We start from the raw sequence: 18,011 nt of genomic DNA, 5'->3' as shown, positions 1-18,011 counted from the left end.
AGTCTCCTTTCCCTTTTCTAAAAAGATGAAAGCCCGGTTGATTCTTGCAGGCGGTACAACCAATGCTTCCAAATTGCTACTTCCCCGTGCTCGCTGAAATCATCAGTATAATGGCTTCCATCGTTCGTCCACAGCATATGAAAATAGTCATCAATGTCCTGCATGAGAGCGTGATCGCCGGGGGCTTTAAGTATAACATTCGATTCCAGATTAAGGTCATCCAGGTTTCTGCGCGTGAAATTCGTTGATCCGCCATTGACCACCGCCGTATCCCCATCGGTCATGTAAAACATTTTCGTATGATATTGCTCGCCGCCTGTATTATACCAACGTACGTCAATATTCTCAGCGTATCGTTGCAATTCCTCTGCAACCGGGCGATTGGGAACTCCAATCCGTTCATGGCCAAAAGATTCTTCGTTGGCATCAAGTATGAGTCGGGCATTTGCCCCGCGATCCGCTGCATCTTTCAATGCTTGGATGACATCACGATCCGAAATATAAAACATTCCAATCCAGATATCATCTCCGCTTCCCGCTTCTTCTATCGAAGTCAATAGCTCATTCTTCACCTCACCTTCGGTGATTAGTTTTGCATCTACACCATCTGAAGAATGATTCTCTTCCGCATTATACTGCATATTGTCAAAAGGGGTGGTATCCGCCCCTGACATTTCAGCGACCGCTCGCTCACTCTCGATAAAGTCGTTCACGATTTCCCCTTTTACCGACAGGGCAGCATTGGAATGGTGCGCACTGGCATCATGGGGATTAGCTGACGTAACAAGCGCCTCTCTTTCGTTGAGGACGACTTTGCGATGGTTCGCTTTAAAATTCAAGACATCCAAATAGGAACGTACAGTGACAGGTTCAGCCTCAGGGTCAAACGGACTTGGCAACCACCCGCCCTTTGGGGTGCCGAACCATTGAAAGACCGTACGCCACAAACCGGAATAGATGACATTGGAGTCTCGTAAAGGAACCACATCCGTCCAAACCACCTGGATGCCCGCTTCTTCCAAACGTTGAATATGATCTGGCGTGCGCGAGCCATAGAAACTGTTAATGCGGTCCGTTGTCACGACAATCGTAAGGTCGGGATTTGCTTCCTGTTTTTCAATTAATCGATCACTAAACCAAGAAGCAAGATCCGGGAATGACATATCAGGGTCGTATTCGTCATTGAATAAAAACATATCAACCACAATAAAGTCATCCGCTTCCGAAATCATCTGTTCAATATGTGTAAAGATCTCATGTTCCTCTTGCCTGTCTTCATCCTTTTCATGTGTAATATCAAACAAAATTTCCGCTTCGGTATCTTCATGCCAACGTCCTTCATAAGAAATATTCGCCGGCAAGGGCTTAAACAGGCCATAAAACATAGCCACGGCATAGGCAACGAGTAATACACTAATGAGCTTCGCGGCTTGATAACGCTTTAAAGGTTTCCGTTCAAGTCTGTGATTCACCTTCATCTCGCACATCCTTTCCGGAATGGAATCCTTGCCTATGGCAAAAAGCCTGAAAGAAAGGCTCACTTGTGTCTGGCCGGCCACACTTGATATTTCACAAGTGCTTAATAGCGTAAATATGTACCTACTTATTTTAACACGAAAGACCGTGTGTTGTATTATGATGTCACCTTGCCTTTATGTTATGATTTTTCGAGACAGTTGTCGCTATGGGAGGAATTTTGCATGGAAAACGAAAAAGCCACTTTCGCGGGAGGGTGTTTTTGGTGTATGGTGCAGCCTTTTGAAGAGATGCCCGGCATTTTAAACGTCCGTTCCGGCTACACGGGCGGTCACGTCGAACGTCCATCGTATGAAAGTGTTAAAAATGGGAGTACCGGCCATTATGAAGCCGTTCAAATCACATATGATCCGAATCAATTCTCGTATCAACAACTGTTGGACCTTTATTGGGCACAAATTGACCCGACTGATGACGGCGGCCAGTTCCACGATCGTGGGCCGCAATATAGAACTGCTATTTTTTATCATCAAGAAAGCCAGCGCAGCCAAGCACAAGCGTCAAAAGAGGCCATTGAAAATAGCGGAAAATTTAACGGAGCGCCTATCGTCACAAAAATTTTACCAGGCGCAACCTTTTATGAAGCCGAAGAAAACCACCAACAATTTTACAAAAAACAACCGGAAGCATACAAACAAGACCGCTCTGCATCCGGCCGCGAAGCATTTATCCGTAAATATTGGCCTTCGAACGAATGACCGGATAGTGAAGCTTTGAAAATAAAAGCTTGCCCTATCCGCAGGATCCATACTATAATAAGCAATGGAGCGGACGGCGGGATGTAGCTCAGCTTGGTAGAGCACAAGCATGGGGTGCTTGGGGTCGCAGGTTCAAATCCTGTCATCCCGACCATGAAAAATACTTATATGATGCGGGTTTCGGCGATTGTCGAAACTCGCATTTTTCATGTTCCGGGGTCAAGTGGTAACGGATTGGTAGCCTTTCGGGCGGTTACGTGCGACATTGCTTCTGCTACTCGTTAATCATTCGTTTTATTATGCCCCCCAAAACAATCATGACCCGTTGCGACACTCATGGAAAGAGGAAAAGGATGTTGAATCTATCGTGTTTTGTTGCACTTGCGGACTCAATTGGCGCTCGGCAACCATGATGCGTTCGCCAAACCCCAATCCTGAGGACTCATTTGCGGCCCGCGCAACGATTTAAGTCCGCCAAACCGCATTCTGAGGACTCATTCGGATCCCGTGCAACACAAGGAGTCTTCAAAACCCAATCCCGAGGACTAATCTAATGACTCATATTCCTCGATGATATCCCCCACTTTCGGAACAACATAACCGCTTCCGCCCTGTTCTTGCACGTCTTCGACCATCATCGTCACTAACAAGTCAGCCTCGTCTGCGTCAAAAGCGACAAACCAGCCTAATTGATCGTTATCGTCATCCTCCGGGCTCTCCTTTAATTCGGCGGTACCGGTTTTCCCCGCTAGCGTCCTTCCGGAGATTTGTGCGTCATGCCCGGTACCATCGGATTCCTCAACGACCTCGATCAAATTTTGTAATATAGTATCGGCGGTTTCAGATTCCATCACACCTTCGTCCCACACTTCTGCCTCGTCAGCGTCATCTTGCAACAAAACAGGCGCCAATATATCTCCTTCATTTACAAATGGGGTGTAAGTCATGGATAAATGGAGCGGGCTCATTTGTACCTCTCCCTGGCCATAGGAACTGTCAGCCAACAAGACATCGTTTTCAAACGTATCGTCCTCGGTTAATGTTGAGGATTCTATCGGGTATGTGAAGGGGATATCCTGTCCAAAACCAAAATTCTCAATACCTTCCTCAAAGGTATCCCCTCCCATTTCCAACGAGGTTTGCGCAAAGAAAATGTTATCTGAAAATACGAGCGCATCCCTTAGATCTACTGGTTCCTCGGGATCTGTCACACGTGTCACCTCGTAATCCCCCATGATTCATCCATTTGCCACTCCAGTCCCTCGATATCAAACGCCTCATCAGATGTAATCGTTTCTGATTCCAAAGCTGTGGCAGCTGTCATGTGTTTGAAGGTGGACCCGGGTGAAAATGTGTATTGAAAACGATTCAGCAATGGCTGATCCGGATCATCTTCCCATTCAGCATGCATGTCGCCACTTTGACCCGCTACGTAAACATTGGGGTCATAAGCCGGTGCATTAACCATTGCCAATACTTCACCTGTCGCAGGGTGCACGGCTGTTGCTGTACCGCTATCATCGTCAAATTCCTCAAAAATATTCTCCTGCAATTCCATATCAATCGTTAAATGTAGATCTTGGCCATCATTGGGTTCATTTTCGACAATGGTTTCCTTGGGTTCTTCCGCGTCTTCCTCATAAGTGTAAACCTCTCCGCCTGTTTCTCCTTTCAGTTCATCTTCAAACAAGGATTCTATCCCCGTCACACCGAGTAAATCATGTGAATCGTACCCCTCTTCTTCCAGTTCTTCCAATTCCTCTGCTGTAATCTCCCGGATATAACCCACCAGATGAGCGGCAGATTCTTCATAAGGATAAACGCGTGATTCTTCCGGCTGATACGTAACTCCGGAAATGTCTTCCATCAATTCGTCTTCTATGTAATCTTGTTCATCTTCAGGCATGGCATGGAGCGGAACAAAGCTGTCCGGATTCACCCACTCTTGGTCTAGCTGTGATTCAATATCCTCTTCCGCAATATCCAACTGCTCAGCCAAATCCTCGATGGATTCTTCTTCCTCGTCTTCCATACGCTCCGGAACCATTCCAACTTGTAAAATCGTTCCATTTATAGCCAGTCCATTCTCGTGCCGGTCATAAATTTCTCCCCGCTCAGCTCCCATTGTGTTGACACCAATATGATCATCCTCTTCCATTTCAGGGAAGATGAGTTGTTGATCCCAGTGCACATGCCAATTTTTCTCATCATCTCGCTCTTCCAAGCTCAACTGCACGTCTTGGCTAAAAGAAACTTCACCGGCTAGTGTTTGCATAGTCACATCAATCGGGAATTGAACCTCCCCTCTTCGCCCACTTCCCATTCCTCTGGATAGTTAGGTTGAACGGTTAGATCACTCATTTGAATATCCTCATAAACATCTTTATAACGGTCTACAAAATCCTCAGAAGAAACATTCTCCAATGTATCTGAAGACAATTGTTCATACATGTTTTCGAAATCTTCATTTTCCCAATCTGATGCATAAGTATCAAAAGCTGCTTCAGGCTGTGGATCATCCGAACAAGCTGTAAGAACTGGCATGAAGAGCAAGCCGAGAAAAATCTGCATTTTATTCTGCGTAAAATACATGAGTGCCCTTCGATTAATGTTCATCATTTTAATCCCCTTTTAAATATTTTCACAGTTGTGATTGTAACTCTATGTACCTATTGTTTCAAACAAAAGACCCGTTTAACCTTGATGGTGAATTGAGAACATATTACCAGTGTTGTCCTTCAGAAATTCTTCCCCTACCTCTGTTTGGCTTCCTTTCCCACACCTTTGCCGTAAGTTTTTTGCGGTTCAAATGTTACTGTTTTACTGTTCCGAAATCTTTTTCAATGCCTTAAAAGAAGCACGGTGCTCGCTTTGAGCCCGTGCTTTGTGATGGTTATTGTGCCAACGTGTTTTCCTGATCCTTGCGAAAAAACCATTGCAAAGCATTAAAAACGTGTCTTTTCTCTTTTAAAATATAATAACGAAACCTGGGGTCTTCAATGGATTGAAAGACATTCATTAACGTGGAATGACGGCTGTACGCATTCACTTCCCCATAGCCGAACATATTCGCCTTCTCCATAATTTCATTAAGCAATTGCAAGCAATACTTATTGTCCGATGTTAAATTATCCCCATCGGAAATATGAAAAGGATAAATATTGTAGAGTTGTGGGTCATAATGGTTTTCAATCCGTTCCAACGCCAATTCATAGGCGGATGAACAAATGGTTCCCCCGCTCTCCCCTTTTGAGAAAAACTGTTCTTCATCGACCACTTTTGCCTCGGTATGATGGGCAATAAATTCAATCTCCACCGATTCATACTTCGTCCGCAGAAAACGCGTCATCCAAAAAAAGAAACTGCGCGCAATATACTTCTCCCATTTCCCCATTGACCCGGACGTATCCAACATGGCCAATATAATCGCTTTCGATTCAGGCTTTTCCTTTTCATTCCATGTCTTAAATCGTAAGTCGTCGCGATAAATGGGGTTAATGCCTGCTCTTCCTTCCATCGCGTTTCGTTTCAATGCCGAAAGGATCGTCCTTTTTTTATCGATGTTTCCCAACAGCCCCTGTTTTCGCACATCATTAAATTCAATATCTTCAACGACTAGATTATCATCGTCTTTAGGCTGTAAATTGGGCAATTCCAAATACTGAAACAATACTTCTTCAAGATCCGAGATGGACACTTCCGCTTCATAGTAATCTTCCCCTGCCTGGTCCCCGGGTTTCGAGCCTTTTTGACCGCCTTGCCCTTTTTGTTTCCCCGAACGCGCGACTACGTCACCGACTTCGCTATCCCCGTCCCCTTGGCCGACATGCTTATTTTTATCATCGCTATACCGGATTTTATACTCATCCAACGATCGAATGGGAACACGAATGATATCTCTTCCATTGGACATCACGATACTTTCATCTGTAACGAGGTCCTGTAAGTCTTTCTGAATCGCATCCTGGACTTTTTCTTCATGCCTCCGTTGATCTTGATAGCCTTTTCGATGGAGGGACCAATTTTCTTCAGAAATGACAAAAGGTGGTTGCCGATTGTTACTCAACTAAACCCCTCCTCCGGGATTTTTTTGACTGCTGAAAATTTTTGTACCGAGGAACACTTCCTTTCACGACATCTCGGACACGTCGTGTTATACCATCGTATGCAGCAGAATCTTAGAATTGTTATTATTTTTAAAGAAAAAAAGACCCATTACAGGTCTTTACTCCATAAACGTAAATTCACTCAGAGGCCAATACCTGAGACTGGCTTTTCCGACCACATCATCGTATGAAACAAACCCGATGTTACGGCTGTCCTGACTGTTGTTTCGGTTGTCACCCAACACAAATAAATGATCCTCCGGAACAACCGGTTCGGACGTTACTTCCTCGAGCGTAAAATCTTCCGTGATTTCCCCATTATACGCATCTTCTAAAAATGGCTCTTCCACGGCTTCGTCATTAATATATAGCGTGTCATCTTCGTACCGCACTTCATCTCCGGGGATCCCAATCACCCGTTTAATATAATCGCTTTCTTCGGTCGCGTTAAAGACGACAAGATCATTTCGGTCCGGCTCCGAGATTTCATAACCGATTTTATTAATAATCATTCGCTCTCCGCTTTCAATTGTCGGCATCATGGATTCTCCATGGACCATATAGTTTGCAAAGAAAAACGTACGAACAATTAATACGATAATGATAACAACCGCAAACGTCGCAACCCAATCCCAAAGTTCCTTCGCGATCTTGTTCACATCTATTCCCCCATTTTCATTCCACTATCTAAATGTACCATTCATTCATTCCCACGACAAACGATAGCTTCCTTCAATTTGTTACACACTTTTTGATTTTTTGCTTGCATTTTTCCTGTTTTTTGTAAAGAATATGGATAGGTATGTAACGTGTGCCCTATATTTACGACTAAATAAACAAGGGCACCAATGAGGTGAAAATATGAAGCGCTGGCTCATGTCTTTTTTGCTTGTCCATTTATTAACCATTCCTGAGCTTGCCGATTCCCAAGTATCTTATCATCAACCGGATGATGTCCCTCCTGCAGTTGAAATGGAGCGGGAGGGGGATCAAGTGGCACTTGATTGGGGCCACATCCAAATACGGGATACCAAATTTCCATTGTCGATTCTTATGAAGGAGACCATGGATGGAACATCGTTTATTCACTCTCCTATCCTTCACAAGATGACCAAGACGGCATTTTGCATACAAAAACCCATCCACAGGCAAAAACGACGGTTCCTGAAGATGTTCAAAATGTACAATTGTTCGAGGAAAGGAATGGAGAAACTTACGAACAGCTGCCAACAACTGATGTCCACGACCGTTATACATGGACGCTGGAATTCGATGAAGACGTGTCGGATGAGGATGTGAGCAATGATTTAATTTATGTCGTGGATGATGAAAATGAAAAACAAGATAATGTCATTCTCATTTCTTCTCCATCGCAAATTCAAGTGCTTCCTCCGACCGACGGCTATGAAACCGGCGGATTATATCACTTGTATATCGACCCTTCATTGGAAAGTCAAAGTGGGTCCACAATGGAGCGGGGGTACAAGCAATCGTTCTACATTAATGCGGACCATCATGAGTGGCAACCACCGAACCTGGTAGAAAATCATACTTTTAGGTTCGATTCCGGTGAAGAAGATGAAGACGAAGATGATGAAGAACCCACAGAAAGCGAGCGAATTTATAGTGTCTTCCCAGTCGATATCGAAGGCGAACGGGATGAAGCTTATGTGATTCGCCAACTTGATCCTTATAATGAAGAGGAAGTTGTTATTCCTCCCGTGACCACCCCTTCATTTTTCTTGCCTGTGCACCCGCTGCTGCCATACCCGCACCAGTATGGGGTGTATGAGCTGCATTAACCTTTTAAAAAAAAGAGTGAGGCGCGGAAGTGCCCCACTCTTTTTTGCTTATCGGTTTAACAAGCTGCCGACGTACTTGAGAAGATCATTTGCGGAGTGCGTATTGTACCCATGCTCATCGACTAAACGAGCGATCACTTCGTTTATTTTTTTCAATTGTTCCTCATCCGGCGTTTGCACGGACGTGGTTATTTTTACGACATCTTTTAAGTCGGCAAACAATTTCTTTTGAATCGCTTCCCTAAGCCGTTCATGGGAATTGTAATCGAATCTGTGCCCTTTGCGTGCATAAGCCGATATGCGGATGAGAATTTCTTCACGAAACGCTTTTTTTGCATTCTCGGAAATGCCGATTTGTTCCTCGATGGAACGCATGAGCTTTTCATCGGCACTTAATTCGTCCCCTGTAATCGGATCGTAAATCGTATGATTGTTACAGTATGCCTCGACGTTATCCAAGTAATTATTGACAAGTGTTTTTGCTTGCTCTTCATACGAATATACGAATGCTTTTTGGACCTCTTTTTTGCTATTTCATCATATTCCCGACGGGCGACAGCAATAAAATCTTTATAACGCTCGCGATCTTCTTTACTGATCGATGCATGTTGATCCAGGCCTTCTTTCAATGACCTCAGCACATCCAGAGCATTAATGGATGTCGCATCTTTTCGAATAATGGCGGATGAAATACGATTAATGACATAACGGGGATCAATCCCGGACATTCCTTCATCTTGATATTCATTTTTCAAATCTTTGACATCTTGATCTTTAAACCCTTCCACGATCTCGCCATCATAAAGGTGGAGTTTTTTCATGAGATCGATGCCCTGATTTTGCGATTCCTTTAACCTTGTCAGAACGGAGAAAATCGCTGCTGTCCGTAAGGCATGAGGCGCAATATGCACATGCTTCATATCGCTTTCCGCGATCATTTTATCATAAATGCGTTCCTCTTCGGTCACTTTTAAATTATAGGGGACGTTCATGACGATGATTCTTGATTGCAATGCTTCGTTTTTCTTATTATTGATAAAAGAACGATATTCCGCTTCATTGGTATGGGCAACGATCATTTCATCGGCACTGATTAAGGCAAAGCGCCCGGCTTTAAAATTACCTTCTTGACTCAAAGAAAGCAAGTGCCAGAGGAATTTCTCATCACTCTTCAGCATTTCCTGAAATTCCATCAGCCCGCGATTTGCTTTGTTCAACTCCCCGTCAAAACGATAGGCTCTCGGATCGGATTCCGAGCCATATTCGGCAATCGTTGAAAAATCAATACTACCGGTAAGGTCCGCGATGTCCTGCGATTTTGGGTCGGACGGGCTGAAGGTGCCGATGCCGGTTCTTCGGTCCTCGGAAAAGAATACACGCTCCACCATTACATCTTCGACCTGACCCCCGTACTCTTCTTCCAAACGCATTGTGTTAAGCGGAGAAAGTGCCCCTTCCACTCGAATTCCATACTCTTCATAAAATTCACCGCGAAGGTGATAAGGGATTAAATGAAGGGGATCTTCTTGCATTGGACAGCCTTTTATAGCATAAACAGCCCCTTCATCTGTGTAAGAATAATCTTCCAAGCCACGCTTCAATAAGTTCACAATCGTTGATTTTCCGCCACTGACCGGGCCCATAAGTAACAGAATCCGTTTCCGTACATCGAGGCGCTTAGCCGCTGAGTGAAAATATTCTTCTACCAGTTTTTCAATGGAATCTTCAAGCCCAAAAAGATGTTTACTGAAGAACGGATAGCGCTTTCCATCTCCTTCTTTTTCCTCTTCCACCCCTTGGTTTTTGATCATGTTATATACCCTCGAATGGGCCGTTTGCGCGATTTCCGGCCGTTTTTTCAGCATTTCCAAGTACTCTTTAAACGTACCTTCCCACTTTAAAATCTCTTGGTCATTGCGATGCTTTTGCATTTTTTCTAAAATATCCACCGATTGGCCTCCCTTTTAATGAATCTTCCTCAGTCCTTTTAGAACGGTGAATGATAAAGAAGCCGGGAGTCCTCGTGAGGGAACTCCGGGCTAGGATTAATTGCTAGTGTCTTTGCATTCTATGCAGGGAAGCAGAGCATGATAACCGTTCGAGAAAAAAGGTCGTCCGTACAATCAAAAAAAGAAACTCGGCATAAACCGAGTTGTTAGAAGGGGGCTCACGTATGGAAAACGACTTCAAATGAACGAAGGCGATTTGTCGTTGATGGTTGTTGTTCACTCGATGATTTGCCGCCGTGTGCTTTTTTGAACGCGTCGCTTTCCAACCAGTTCTCGTAATCTCCTTTGGTCTCCCACTTCGTATAAACGACTAACGTATCCGTTTCTTCTTCACTTTCCAAGAAAAGAAACTCCAAACAACCCGGTACATCCTTCATCCGGTCTTTACTTTTTTCAAAACGCTCTTTCAGGCCATCTTTTTGATCAGGATCCACTTTCAGTTCATTCATCACCACATACATCGTAGCGTCGCCTCCTCTATATGTAATTTCATCCCATAATAAGTATAGCTTTTCAAGTCGTTGCTTGGCAATGTACGGATGGGGAGTGTTCTGGTTTTGTCAAAGTTCCCGTATACAATCCTGGTCAATTCCGTTATAATAAGGGACACAATATCGTTAAGTGCGAGCTTACATAGCAAAAGGAGGCCTTTCGTTATGAACATATTATTAATACTGGGCGTCTGCCTTGCCTTTCTCATCTCCATGTGGACAGCCGGCCATAATTCAAAATCGCATCAACAATAAAGAATGCCAACACCCTTGCCACCCGACAGTGCCGAGGGTGTTTTTGTTTTAATCAAGCCCTGGAAACGATTGCTGCCGCAATGCTTCATAAATAACAATGGCGGCAGCGTTCGAAAGATTGAGCGACCGCACTTGATCATTTTGCGGCAAACGAATGCAACGGTCCGGATACTCGCTTGCGATATTCGCAGGCAGTCCTTTTGTTTCTTTTCCTAATATAAAATAATAATCCTGTGTAACATCTCGGTAATCAAAAGAGGTATGTGGCACACTCCCGATTGTTTCCACAAAGTAAAGATTCTCTTTCTTTTTATCCGCTAAAATGCATCGAGGGAATCATGATGCGTGATAAGGACATGCGGCCAATAATCGCATCCTGCACGTTTTAACATGCGGTCTTCCGTCGAAAACCCCAATGGATGAATTAAATGGAGAAACACCCCGGTTCCCGCGCATGTTCGGGCAATGTTCCCTGTATTAGCGGGAATTTCCGGTTCATGTAAAACAATATGTAGACTCATTCCAATTGCCACCTTTGCATGATTTCACGGCAATAGTATAGCATAATTAAGGCTTCCCGGGTGGCCGGAAAGCCTTGTTTTCACATCAACCGGTCATTAATCTGAAAAAACTTGTACGCGATATTCGGCGTCCAAGCCGTTGAGTCTTCATAGCTCCAATATCGATTTCGGCTGTTTTCGGTTTGGGCATTCACAAGTGGCTCATGATTTCCGTCTTTCATGACAACAATCGTATTGTGCTCCCAGTGGCCGTCACCATCGAAATCATAACAAATAATATCCCCGGGTTGTAAATCAGACGCCCGTTCCACCTCTTTCGCCGTCAGTCCGTTCGTAGCACCGCTTAAATACCAGCGCATGGAATGGGCCACCGCCCAACTGTAACTCCAGTTGTCCCCCGAATACCACCAGCCCTTGTCTCTCTGAGGAGCACCATGCATCGGTGCCCCCCCTGCCTTTAAACACTGGGAAATAAAATTTGTGCAATTATCCGTAAAATGATGATATTGAGGGTTGTAAGCATTCCACCAACGCTCCGCGTACTTTACCGCTTCCAGTCGGTTATAACGGGAGGTTCGTTCAAATGACTTTCCCGAGGATTCGGATGCTTCTTTTTTCATCTCGACCGATTTTGACGTCGGCAAACGTTTATCCTGGATGATTTTTTTTCCTTTCAAAACAGACCGTCGATGTTCCCTTGATTCCTCGAGATAAAAGCTTTCGTTGGCAAGGACAAACCGAGCATAATCATACATATAATGAATGGTGCGATCATCGCCGCATGATGTATATCGATAAGGGACAATCTGTCCACTCATCTTCAACACACGTGTATTGATCTGTTTCATTCGTTTTTGCTCCCGTTCAAAGCATTTGCGCTCATCAACTGTCATCGATTTAACCTTCGTGCCATCTAAATGACACTGGTTTAGTTGCATGAGATGCTTTTCGAATAGCCTTTGCGTCTCCCTATCCAACCTGTTCCCCCCTCCGCAGAATCACTCTGACACTACATTATGCCCGACTGTGAAAAACATCACCGACGATTAGAAAATTTGGCTTACGCTTACGTACAAAAAAAGATGAGCCATCGCTTTAGCCCATCTAAGCACCTTCCAATTCCAATAGCTTCTTCTTTTTTTCAATCCCGCCGCCGTAGCCGACAATCGCTCCATTGCTTCCGATCACCCGATGGCACGGAATAATAATGGGAAGCGGGTTTTTATTGTTCGCCGACCCTATCGCGCGCACGGCTTTTGGAGAGTGAATTGCAATCGCTACTTGTTTATACGACTGTGTTTCTCCATAAGGGATGCGTTGCAATACTTCCCAGACGCTTTTTTGAAAAGTGGTCCCCTGCATATCCACCGGTAAGTCAAACATCTCTCGTCTTCCATGAAAATATTCCTGCAGCTGCTTTGTGGTTTCCCTAAAATAGGCATCGTACCGGATGATTTCCCTGCGCATATTTCTTTTTGCCATCCGCATCCGTATTTTTGCACCAGTTTCGTTAAAATCTCCAAACAGCAATTGGCACAAACCTTTCTCGGTTGCAACGAGGGTGAGGACGCCGATCGGGGTTTCCATCTCTGTGAATTTCACTGGTTCTTCCATATATAACGCCCTTTCTCCCGCAAAAGCAGGTCAGGTATGTTTACTACTTACGAATGCTCTACTTCCTTTTTCAGTTTCAACAGGGCTTTTTGAATCTCTTCGCGCGCGGAGGCATCGTCTTCCCGTTTATTAGCAACCTGTAACACTGCATAGCTATCTTCTTCGCTCTCCCCTATTTCCCCAAGCGACCACGCCGCAGAACCACGAATGACGGGGCGAGGATCTTCACTAAGTAACGATTGCAGTTTGGGTACGGCCCCTTTTTCGCGAAAATGGCCCAGCGCCATCACCGCATTTCGTTGGATCGGTTTTTTTCCCCGCCAAGAGCCCGCCATTTTTCCGTATTTTTCCTTGAACTCCCGATTTGACATCGAGAGCAATGGAAGCAACTCAGGTTTCACTTTTTCCGGATCAGGCGTAAATTCCGGCTGATATTCTTCACCTTTTCCTTTATTTTCAGGGCAGACGACTTGGCATGTGTCACAGCCGTACAAACGGTTGCCGATTTTCTTTCTATAACGCTCGGGTATCATTTCTTTTGTCTGCGTTAGGAAAGCGATGCATTTATTTGAATCCAATTGCCCCCTTGAATGAGTGCGCCTGTTGGGCATGCATCCACGCATTTATTGCATGTTCCACATTGATCGTCAATCGGTGTGTCCGGTTCAAATGCAATTGTCGTGATCATTTCCCCAAGGTAAACATACGAGCCAAATTCAGGCGTAATGATCGCGCAGTTTTTTCCGCTCCAGCCGATTCCGGAACGTTCGGCAACTGCCCGGTCCGATAGAGCACCCGTGTCAACCATGGACGCCATCTTTGCGCTCGGCACGCGTTCATGGATAAAGGCTTCCAATTTCTGCAGACGATCATTGAGGACGTGGTGATAATCTTCTCCCCAAGATGCTCGGCAAAAAATTCCTCTTCTTTTGCCTTTCACCCCTTTTGGAGGATTTTCAAGCTTCGCCGGATAAGCAAGGGCAATGCTGATAATCGTTTTTGCATAAGGCAGTAAACGTTCCGGCTCTGTTCGTTTATCAATATCCGGATCTTCAAAACCTGATTGATACCCTAGTTGTTGTTGCGTTTTTAACCGTTCTTTCAGTGTCAAAAATGGATCTGCACTGGCAAAGCCGATTTTGTCAATGCCGATGCTTTTACTGTATGCAATCAGCTCTTCTTTTAGCTGGGCGTTTGTCATGGGTCTTTCACCTTCTCTCCATAACATTCCTTGTATATGTTAGAATAGAGGCATTTACGAGTGCGAAGGAGATGTATGCTCTATGATTACGATATCACTGCATCCCGACTTGCAGAAATACGTTCCCTCTTTTAAGATCGGTTGTATTCAATACGAATCCATTATCATCGATTCGCCGCCCAAAGAGTTGAAAGGGCGAATCGAGTTGTTTCAAAAGACCGTCGAACTGGATTTGTCCGAACAACCCATCACCTATTATGAAGGCGTCAAGGAGTGGAGGCAAGTATTTAAACAAATAGGTGCCGACCCAACACGTTATCGTCCATCCCATGAAGCACTCTTTCGACGCTTGAAACAAGGCAAAGGCTTACCGTCATCTGATTCCTCGGCAATCGTGCTGAATAACTTTTTTTCCCTTTATTATCAAATGCCAATTGGCTTGTATGACCTGGAACAGGTGCAGGGACCTGTTGAAGTTCGAACAGGAAAAGATACGGATGAGTATGAAGGGTTAAACGGAAGGATAAATCATATGAAAGGCAAAATAACAAATGTGGATCATTACGGAGCCTTCGGGAGCCCGATGGTCGACAGCAAACATAGCGCTGTCTCTTCAAACACGAAACACATCTTGCAATTGCTTTATTTACGTCCGTCATTATCCGAGAACGATGCGCATGCCCTTACAGATAACATCGGCGAAATGTTCCAACAAGTGCACGGCGGACATGTAGAAACGGCCGTGCTTTCCAAGCATCGACCGGAGATAAAGTGAAACTTCTACCCGACAGGGGTTTTGAAACCCTTTCTGATGGTGAGGCAAAGACGGGACTAGATACCAGAAATTTTTCCCTATGTGTTCAAATCAGGTAAGCAAACATTAATCCCGTGACCGTTGTCATGAACCTTCAAAACGCTGGTATGACTCACGGGGAATGACTTTAAAGGCAAACAAAGTACAAAGAAAAGCATCGATGGGTTTCGAGACGACAAAAATTGAACCGTGCGTGGAAAAACAGTGGCAAAGAAAACCAAACAGAAGCCCTGTTCCATCCGTTATCCGCGCTTGCTTTGGCTTCCCAACACAGCTGTGCTCTCTTTTTATGCCGATGCCGTGCATGGTTTCGGAATCTGACCTTGTTTTCTCTTTGTAACGATGATAGACTGGCGTGTCCAACGTTCGCATCCGTTCGCTCCCTTAGCTCTTTTCAAGGTCCGCGAGTAGAAAAATATCTCAAACACACCACTCACATTCTGTACGTCGCAATCAGAGGTGTTACTCGACCGTTATCTCCGGAGTTTTATGGGCATTTACCACCGGGGTTAAAGGTTACTTTTTATCCCTCAGTTCACGAGCAACAACATATGATCCGTATGCCACCCCAGCACACCCAACAGCAATATGGTTAAGAGTATAAACATATACATGTATTGACTAACCCCCTTTTATGTTATTTTCACACAAATAAAGGGGGTTATTCATTTAAAGGTGCATGTACTCCTCACCTCGTAAGAAGAGCCCTCGCCTTTATATTGTTGCTATCATATTGAACACAAAAAAACCGAACTTGCTAACGACAAGATCGGTGTATGTACGTTAAATGGTGGCGATGGTGGGAATCGAACCCACACTTCCGAAGAAACGCGATTTTGAGTCGCGCGCGTCTGCCAGTTCCGCCACATCGCCCTGTAATGTGATGACCGACAAGTAACAATATAGCATGTTTGATGCCTTTGTTTCAAGTCGATTAACAAATTTTTTCTTTATTTTATTCCTGTTGATCCAAATCCGGCTGAGCCTCGTACAGTTTCTTCCAGCACATCAGTTTCGGAAAATATCGCTCTGGGCACCTCCGTTAAAACACCTTGTGCAATACGGTCATGTTTATAAATGATGTAAGTACCTTCAGAATAAACAATATTGCTTTCCTCTTTTTCTCCTTTAATGGAAAAAAGGGCTTTTTCCGTACCATCACTTAAATTAGACGTATTATCAAGAAGAACTGCCACTTCACCTCGATAATCAGCATCAATCGTACCCGGTGCATTGGATATCCGCAATTTTGTTTTTTTGGAATTCCCACTGCGAGGTCTAATTTGTATTTCGTATCCTTTCGGGATTGCGAAAGCCAGTCCCAAGTTAACTGATTTTGTTTCACCCGGAGCTAAAATTACTTCCTCCGCAGCATATAAGTCGAAGCCGGCAGCTTGATCACTGCCATAAGTCGGCAATTTTGCATTAGGGTTTATTTTTTTCACCGGAACGTGGATTTCCATACATATAGCCTCTTTCTTTAAAAAGCGAAAAGCCGAAAGTTAAAACGATCACCCTTATATACGAGGTGATCGGCTCATCAACGTATTGCGTATTTATACGTAATGGTGCCGAGGGCCGGACTTGAACCGGCACGGTCGTATAACCGACCGCAGGATTTTAAGTCCTGTGTGTCTGCCAATTCCACCACCCCGGCACATGGAGGCGGCACCCGGATTTGAACCGGGGCGTAGAGGATTTGCAGTCCCCTGCCTTACCACTTGGCTATGCCGCCACAAACTTAGCGGAAGACGAGATTTGAACTCGTGATCCCCACCTTCTTGGCAAGGTGGTGTTCAACCGCTGAACTACTCCCGCATTTGGCTGGGCCAGCTGGATTCGAACCAGCGCATCTCAGGACCAAAACCTGATGCCTTACCGCTTGGCTATGGCCCAATAATGGGGCGGTTGATGGGACTCGAACCCACGAATGCCGGAGCCACAATCCGGTGCGTTAACCTCTTCGCCACAACCGCCATCAGCGATAATGGCAGGGGTAGTAGGAATCGAACCCACATCCGAGGTTTTGGAGACCTCTGTTTTGCCATTAAACTATACCCCTGAATGGTGGAGGAGGACGGATTCGAACCGCCGAACTCGGAGAGAGCGGATTTACAGTCCGCCGCGTTTGGCCAACTTCGCTACTCCTCCAAATCGGATGTCAGATATCAGATGCCGGAGATCCGAGTTATTTCTGACTTCTGGTCTCTGATTTCTGTATTCTGGAATGGTGCCGGCCAGAGGACTTGAACCCCCAACCTACTGATTACAAGTCAGTTGCTCTGCCAGTTGAGCTAGACCGGCCTAAAAAGTGGTGGCTCGAGACGGAATCGAACCGCCGACACGTAGATTTTCAGTCTACTGCTCTACCGACTGAGCTATCGAGCCAATAAGTATATGGCGGGCCTGACGGGATTCGAACCCGCGATCTCCTGCGTGACAGGCAGGCATGTTAACCGCTACACCACAGGCCCAGTTAATTTAATTAATGATAATCATTCGCTAAATATGTAATAACAGTTTCGTGGTAAAAACGTAAATGATTTTGGTTGCGGGGGAAGGATTCGAACCTTCGGCCTCCGGGTTATGAGCCCGACGAGCTACCTGACTGCTCCACCCCGCGATATAGAAAGAAATGGTGACCCGTGCGGGATTCGAACCCGCGTTACCGCCGTGAAAGGGCGGTGTCTTAACCCCTTGACCAACGGGCCATAACCGATATCAGATGTCGGAAAGGGGATGTCAGAACGATCAGTTTCTGAATTCTGGCATCTGCACTCTTACTTCTGTAATGGCGGAGAGCGAGGGATTCGAACCCTCGAGACGGGGTTACCGCCTACACGATTTCCAATCGTGCTCCTTAAGCCACTCGGACAGCTCTCCATGATGGCTCCACAGGCCGGATTCGAACCAGCGACCCATCGGTTAACAGCCGATTGCTCTACCACTGAGCTACTGTGGAAT

The 18,011-nt window shown here is 45.1% G+C and carries 12 protein-coding genes, 15 tRNA genes and 5 pseudogenes; 4 read left to right on the top strand and 28 right to left on the bottom strand.

Annotation, left to right across the window (positions count from 1 at the left end):
• Positions 1-17: 17 nt before the first annotated feature.
• Positions 18-1,478 carry a phospholipase D family protein gene (locus EPH95_RS17700; protein ID WP_160141842.1) on the bottom strand — a complete coding sequence of 487 codons (1,461 nt, stop codon included), beginning with the start codon at positions 1,476-1,478 and terminating at the stop codon, positions 18-20.
• Positions 1,479-1,700: 222 nt separating this feature from the next.
• Between EPH95_RS17700 and msrA the strand changes: the two genes are divergently transcribed.
• A complete protein-coding gene (msrA, locus tag EPH95_RS17695) occupies positions 1,701-2,234 on the top strand; it encodes a peptide-methionine (S)-S-oxide reductase MsrA (RefSeq protein ID WP_142091268.1) in 534 nt (177 codons plus the stop codon).
• Positions 2,235-2,311: 77 nt separating this feature from the next.
• Positions 2,312-2,388, top strand: a tRNA-Pro gene (locus EPH95_RS17690).
• Between the two features lie 391 nt (positions 2,389-2,779).
• On the opposite strand, the pseudogene EPH95_RS19565 reads toward EPH95_RS17690, so the two are convergent.
• The 4 genes and pseudogenes from EPH95_RS19565 to lepB form a co-directional block, all read right to left on the bottom strand.
• Positions 2,780-4,509: pseudogene (locus EPH95_RS19565) on the bottom strand (penicillin-binding transpeptidase domain-containing protein).
• 2 nt (positions 4,510-4,511) lie between these two features.
• Positions 4,512-4,853 carry an NTF2-like N-terminal transpeptidase domain-containing protein gene (locus EPH95_RS19560; RefSeq protein WP_142091265.1) on the bottom strand — a complete coding sequence of 114 codons (342 nt, stop codon included), beginning with the start codon at positions 4,851-4,853 and terminating at the stop codon, positions 4,512-4,514.
• 274 nt (positions 4,854-5,127) lie between these two features.
• The gene (yhbH, locus tag EPH95_RS17670) at positions 5,128-6,300 is read right to left on the bottom strand and encodes a sporulation protein YhbH (RefSeq protein WP_142091264.1); all 1,173 of its coding nucleotides are present in this window, start codon (positions 6,298-6,300) and stop codon (positions 5,128-5,130) included.
• A gap of 159 nt (positions 6,301-6,459) precedes the next feature.
• The gene (gene lepB, locus EPH95_RS17665; protein WP_142091263.1) at positions 6,460-6,999 is read right to left on the bottom strand and encodes a signal peptidase I; all 540 of its coding nucleotides are present in this window, start codon (positions 6,997-6,999) and stop codon (positions 6,460-6,462) included.
• 345 nt (positions 7,000-7,344) lie between these two features.
• On the opposite strand from lepB, the gene EPH95_RS17660 reads away from it, so the two are divergent.
• On the top strand, positions 7,345-8,142 hold the full coding sequence (locus EPH95_RS17660) for a hypothetical protein (protein ID WP_142091262.1): 798 nt from the start codon (positions 7,345-7,347) through the stop codon (positions 8,140-8,142).
• 48 nt (positions 8,143-8,190) lie between these two features.
• Here the strand turns inward: EPH95_RS17660 and EPH95_RS17655 are convergent.
• The 6 genes and pseudogenes from EPH95_RS17655 to queG form a co-directional block, all read right to left on the bottom strand.
• A pseudogene (locus EPH95_RS17655) lies at positions 8,191-10,091 on the bottom strand (PrkA family serine protein kinase).
• A 218-nt stretch (positions 10,092-10,309) separates the two neighbouring features.
• On the bottom strand, positions 10,310-10,612 hold the full coding sequence (locus tag EPH95_RS17650; protein ID WP_142091261.1) for an antibiotic biosynthesis monooxygenase family protein: 303 nt from the start codon (positions 10,610-10,612) through the stop codon (positions 10,310-10,312).
• A 333-nt stretch (positions 10,613-10,945) separates the two neighbouring features.
• Positions 10,946-11,418 (bottom strand): annotated as a pseudogene (trmL, locus tag EPH95_RS17645) (tRNA (uridine(34)/cytosine(34)/5-carboxymethylaminomethyluridine(34)-2'-O)-methyltransferase TrmL).
• 80 nt (positions 11,419-11,498) lie between these two features.
• Entirely contained in the window at positions 11,499-12,311 is an 813-nt protein-coding gene (locus tag EPH95_RS17640) for an amidase domain-containing protein (protein WP_142091260.1), read from the bottom strand.
• Positions 12,312-12,522: 211 nt separating this feature from the next.
• Positions 12,523-13,032 (bottom strand): methylated-DNA--[protein]-cysteine S-methyltransferase, encoded by a 510-nt coding sequence (locus tag EPH95_RS17635; protein ID WP_142091259.1) that lies wholly within the window; start codon positions 13,030-13,032, stop codon positions 12,523-12,525.
• A 47-nt stretch (positions 13,033-13,079) separates the two neighbouring features.
• A pseudogene (queG, locus tag EPH95_RS17630) lies at positions 13,080-14,233 on the bottom strand (tRNA epoxyqueuosine(34) reductase QueG).
• 82 nt (positions 14,234-14,315) lie between these two features.
• Between queG and EPH95_RS17625 the strand changes: the two are divergent.
• Positions 14,316-15,008: a B3/B4 domain-containing protein gene (locus EPH95_RS17625; protein ID WP_142091258.1), complete on the top strand. Its 693-nt coding sequence runs from the start codon at positions 14,316-14,318 to the stop codon at positions 15,006-15,008.
• A gap of 123 nt (positions 15,009-15,131) precedes the next feature.
• Here EPH95_RS17625 and EPH95_RS19015 read toward each other — a convergent pair whose 3' ends face one another.
• From EPH95_RS19015 to EPH95_RS17545, 17 genes and pseudogenes are all read right to left on the bottom strand, one after another.
• Complete coding sequence (locus tag EPH95_RS19015; protein ID WP_160141840.1) at positions 15,132-15,353, bottom strand: hypothetical protein; 222 nt, start codon at positions 15,351-15,353, stop codon at positions 15,132-15,134.
• Positions 15,354-15,835: 482 nt separating this feature from the next.
• Positions 15,836-15,920, bottom strand: a tRNA-Leu gene (locus EPH95_RS17620).
• A gap of 77 nt (positions 15,921-15,997) precedes the next feature.
• Positions 15,998-16,510 carry a dUTP diphosphatase gene (locus EPH95_RS17615; RefSeq protein ID WP_142091257.1) on the bottom strand — a complete coding sequence of 171 codons (513 nt, stop codon included), beginning with the start codon at positions 16,508-16,510 and terminating at the stop codon, positions 15,998-16,000.
• A 103-nt stretch (positions 16,511-16,613) separates the two neighbouring features.
• Positions 16,614-16,704 (bottom strand) — tRNA-Leu (locus tag EPH95_RS17610).
• 3 nt (positions 16,705-16,707) lie between these two features.
• Positions 16,708-16,782, bottom strand: a tRNA-Cys gene (locus tag EPH95_RS17605).
• A gap of 8 nt (positions 16,783-16,790) precedes the next feature.
• Positions 16,791-16,865 (bottom strand): annotated as a pseudogene (locus EPH95_RS17600).
• Positions 16,866-16,868: 3 nt separating this feature from the next.
• Positions 16,869-16,943: transfer RNA gene (locus tag EPH95_RS17595), tRNA-Gln, on the bottom strand.
• 4 nt (positions 16,944-16,947) lie between these two features.
• Positions 16,948-17,023, bottom strand: a tRNA-His gene (locus tag EPH95_RS17590).
• A gap of 12 nt (positions 17,024-17,035) precedes the next feature.
• A tRNA-Trp gene (locus EPH95_RS17585) sits at positions 17,036-17,109 on the bottom strand.
• 3 nt (positions 17,110-17,112) lie between these two features.
• Positions 17,113-17,198: transfer RNA gene (locus tag EPH95_RS17580), tRNA-Tyr, on the bottom strand.
• A gap of 77 nt (positions 17,199-17,275) precedes the next feature.
• Positions 17,276-17,351 (bottom strand) — tRNA-Thr (locus EPH95_RS17575).
• A gap of 8 nt (positions 17,352-17,359) precedes the next feature.
• Positions 17,360-17,435: transfer RNA gene (locus tag EPH95_RS17570), tRNA-Phe, on the bottom strand.
• Positions 17,436-17,445: 10 nt separating this feature from the next.
• Positions 17,446-17,521 (bottom strand) — tRNA-Asp (locus EPH95_RS17565).
• Between the two features lie 72 nt (positions 17,522-17,593).
• A tRNA-Met gene (locus EPH95_RS17560) sits at positions 17,594-17,670 on the bottom strand.
• 13 nt (positions 17,671-17,683) lie between these two features.
• Positions 17,684-17,758, bottom strand: a tRNA-Glu gene (locus tag EPH95_RS17555).
• Between the two features lie 81 nt (positions 17,759-17,839).
• Positions 17,840-17,930: transfer RNA gene (locus tag EPH95_RS17550), tRNA-Ser, on the bottom strand.
• Between the two features lie 4 nt (positions 17,931-17,934).
• Positions 17,935-18,009 (bottom strand) — tRNA-Asn (locus EPH95_RS17545).
• Positions 18,010-18,011 lie beyond the last annotated feature (2 nt).

The organism is Salicibibacter halophilus (assembly GCF_006740705.1).
In the GTDB taxonomy this organism is placed as follows: domain Bacteria; phylum Bacillota; class Bacilli; order Bacillales; family Marinococcaceae; genus Salicibibacter; species Salicibibacter halophilus.
This window is presented reverse-complemented; position numbering and strand designations above follow the sequence as displayed.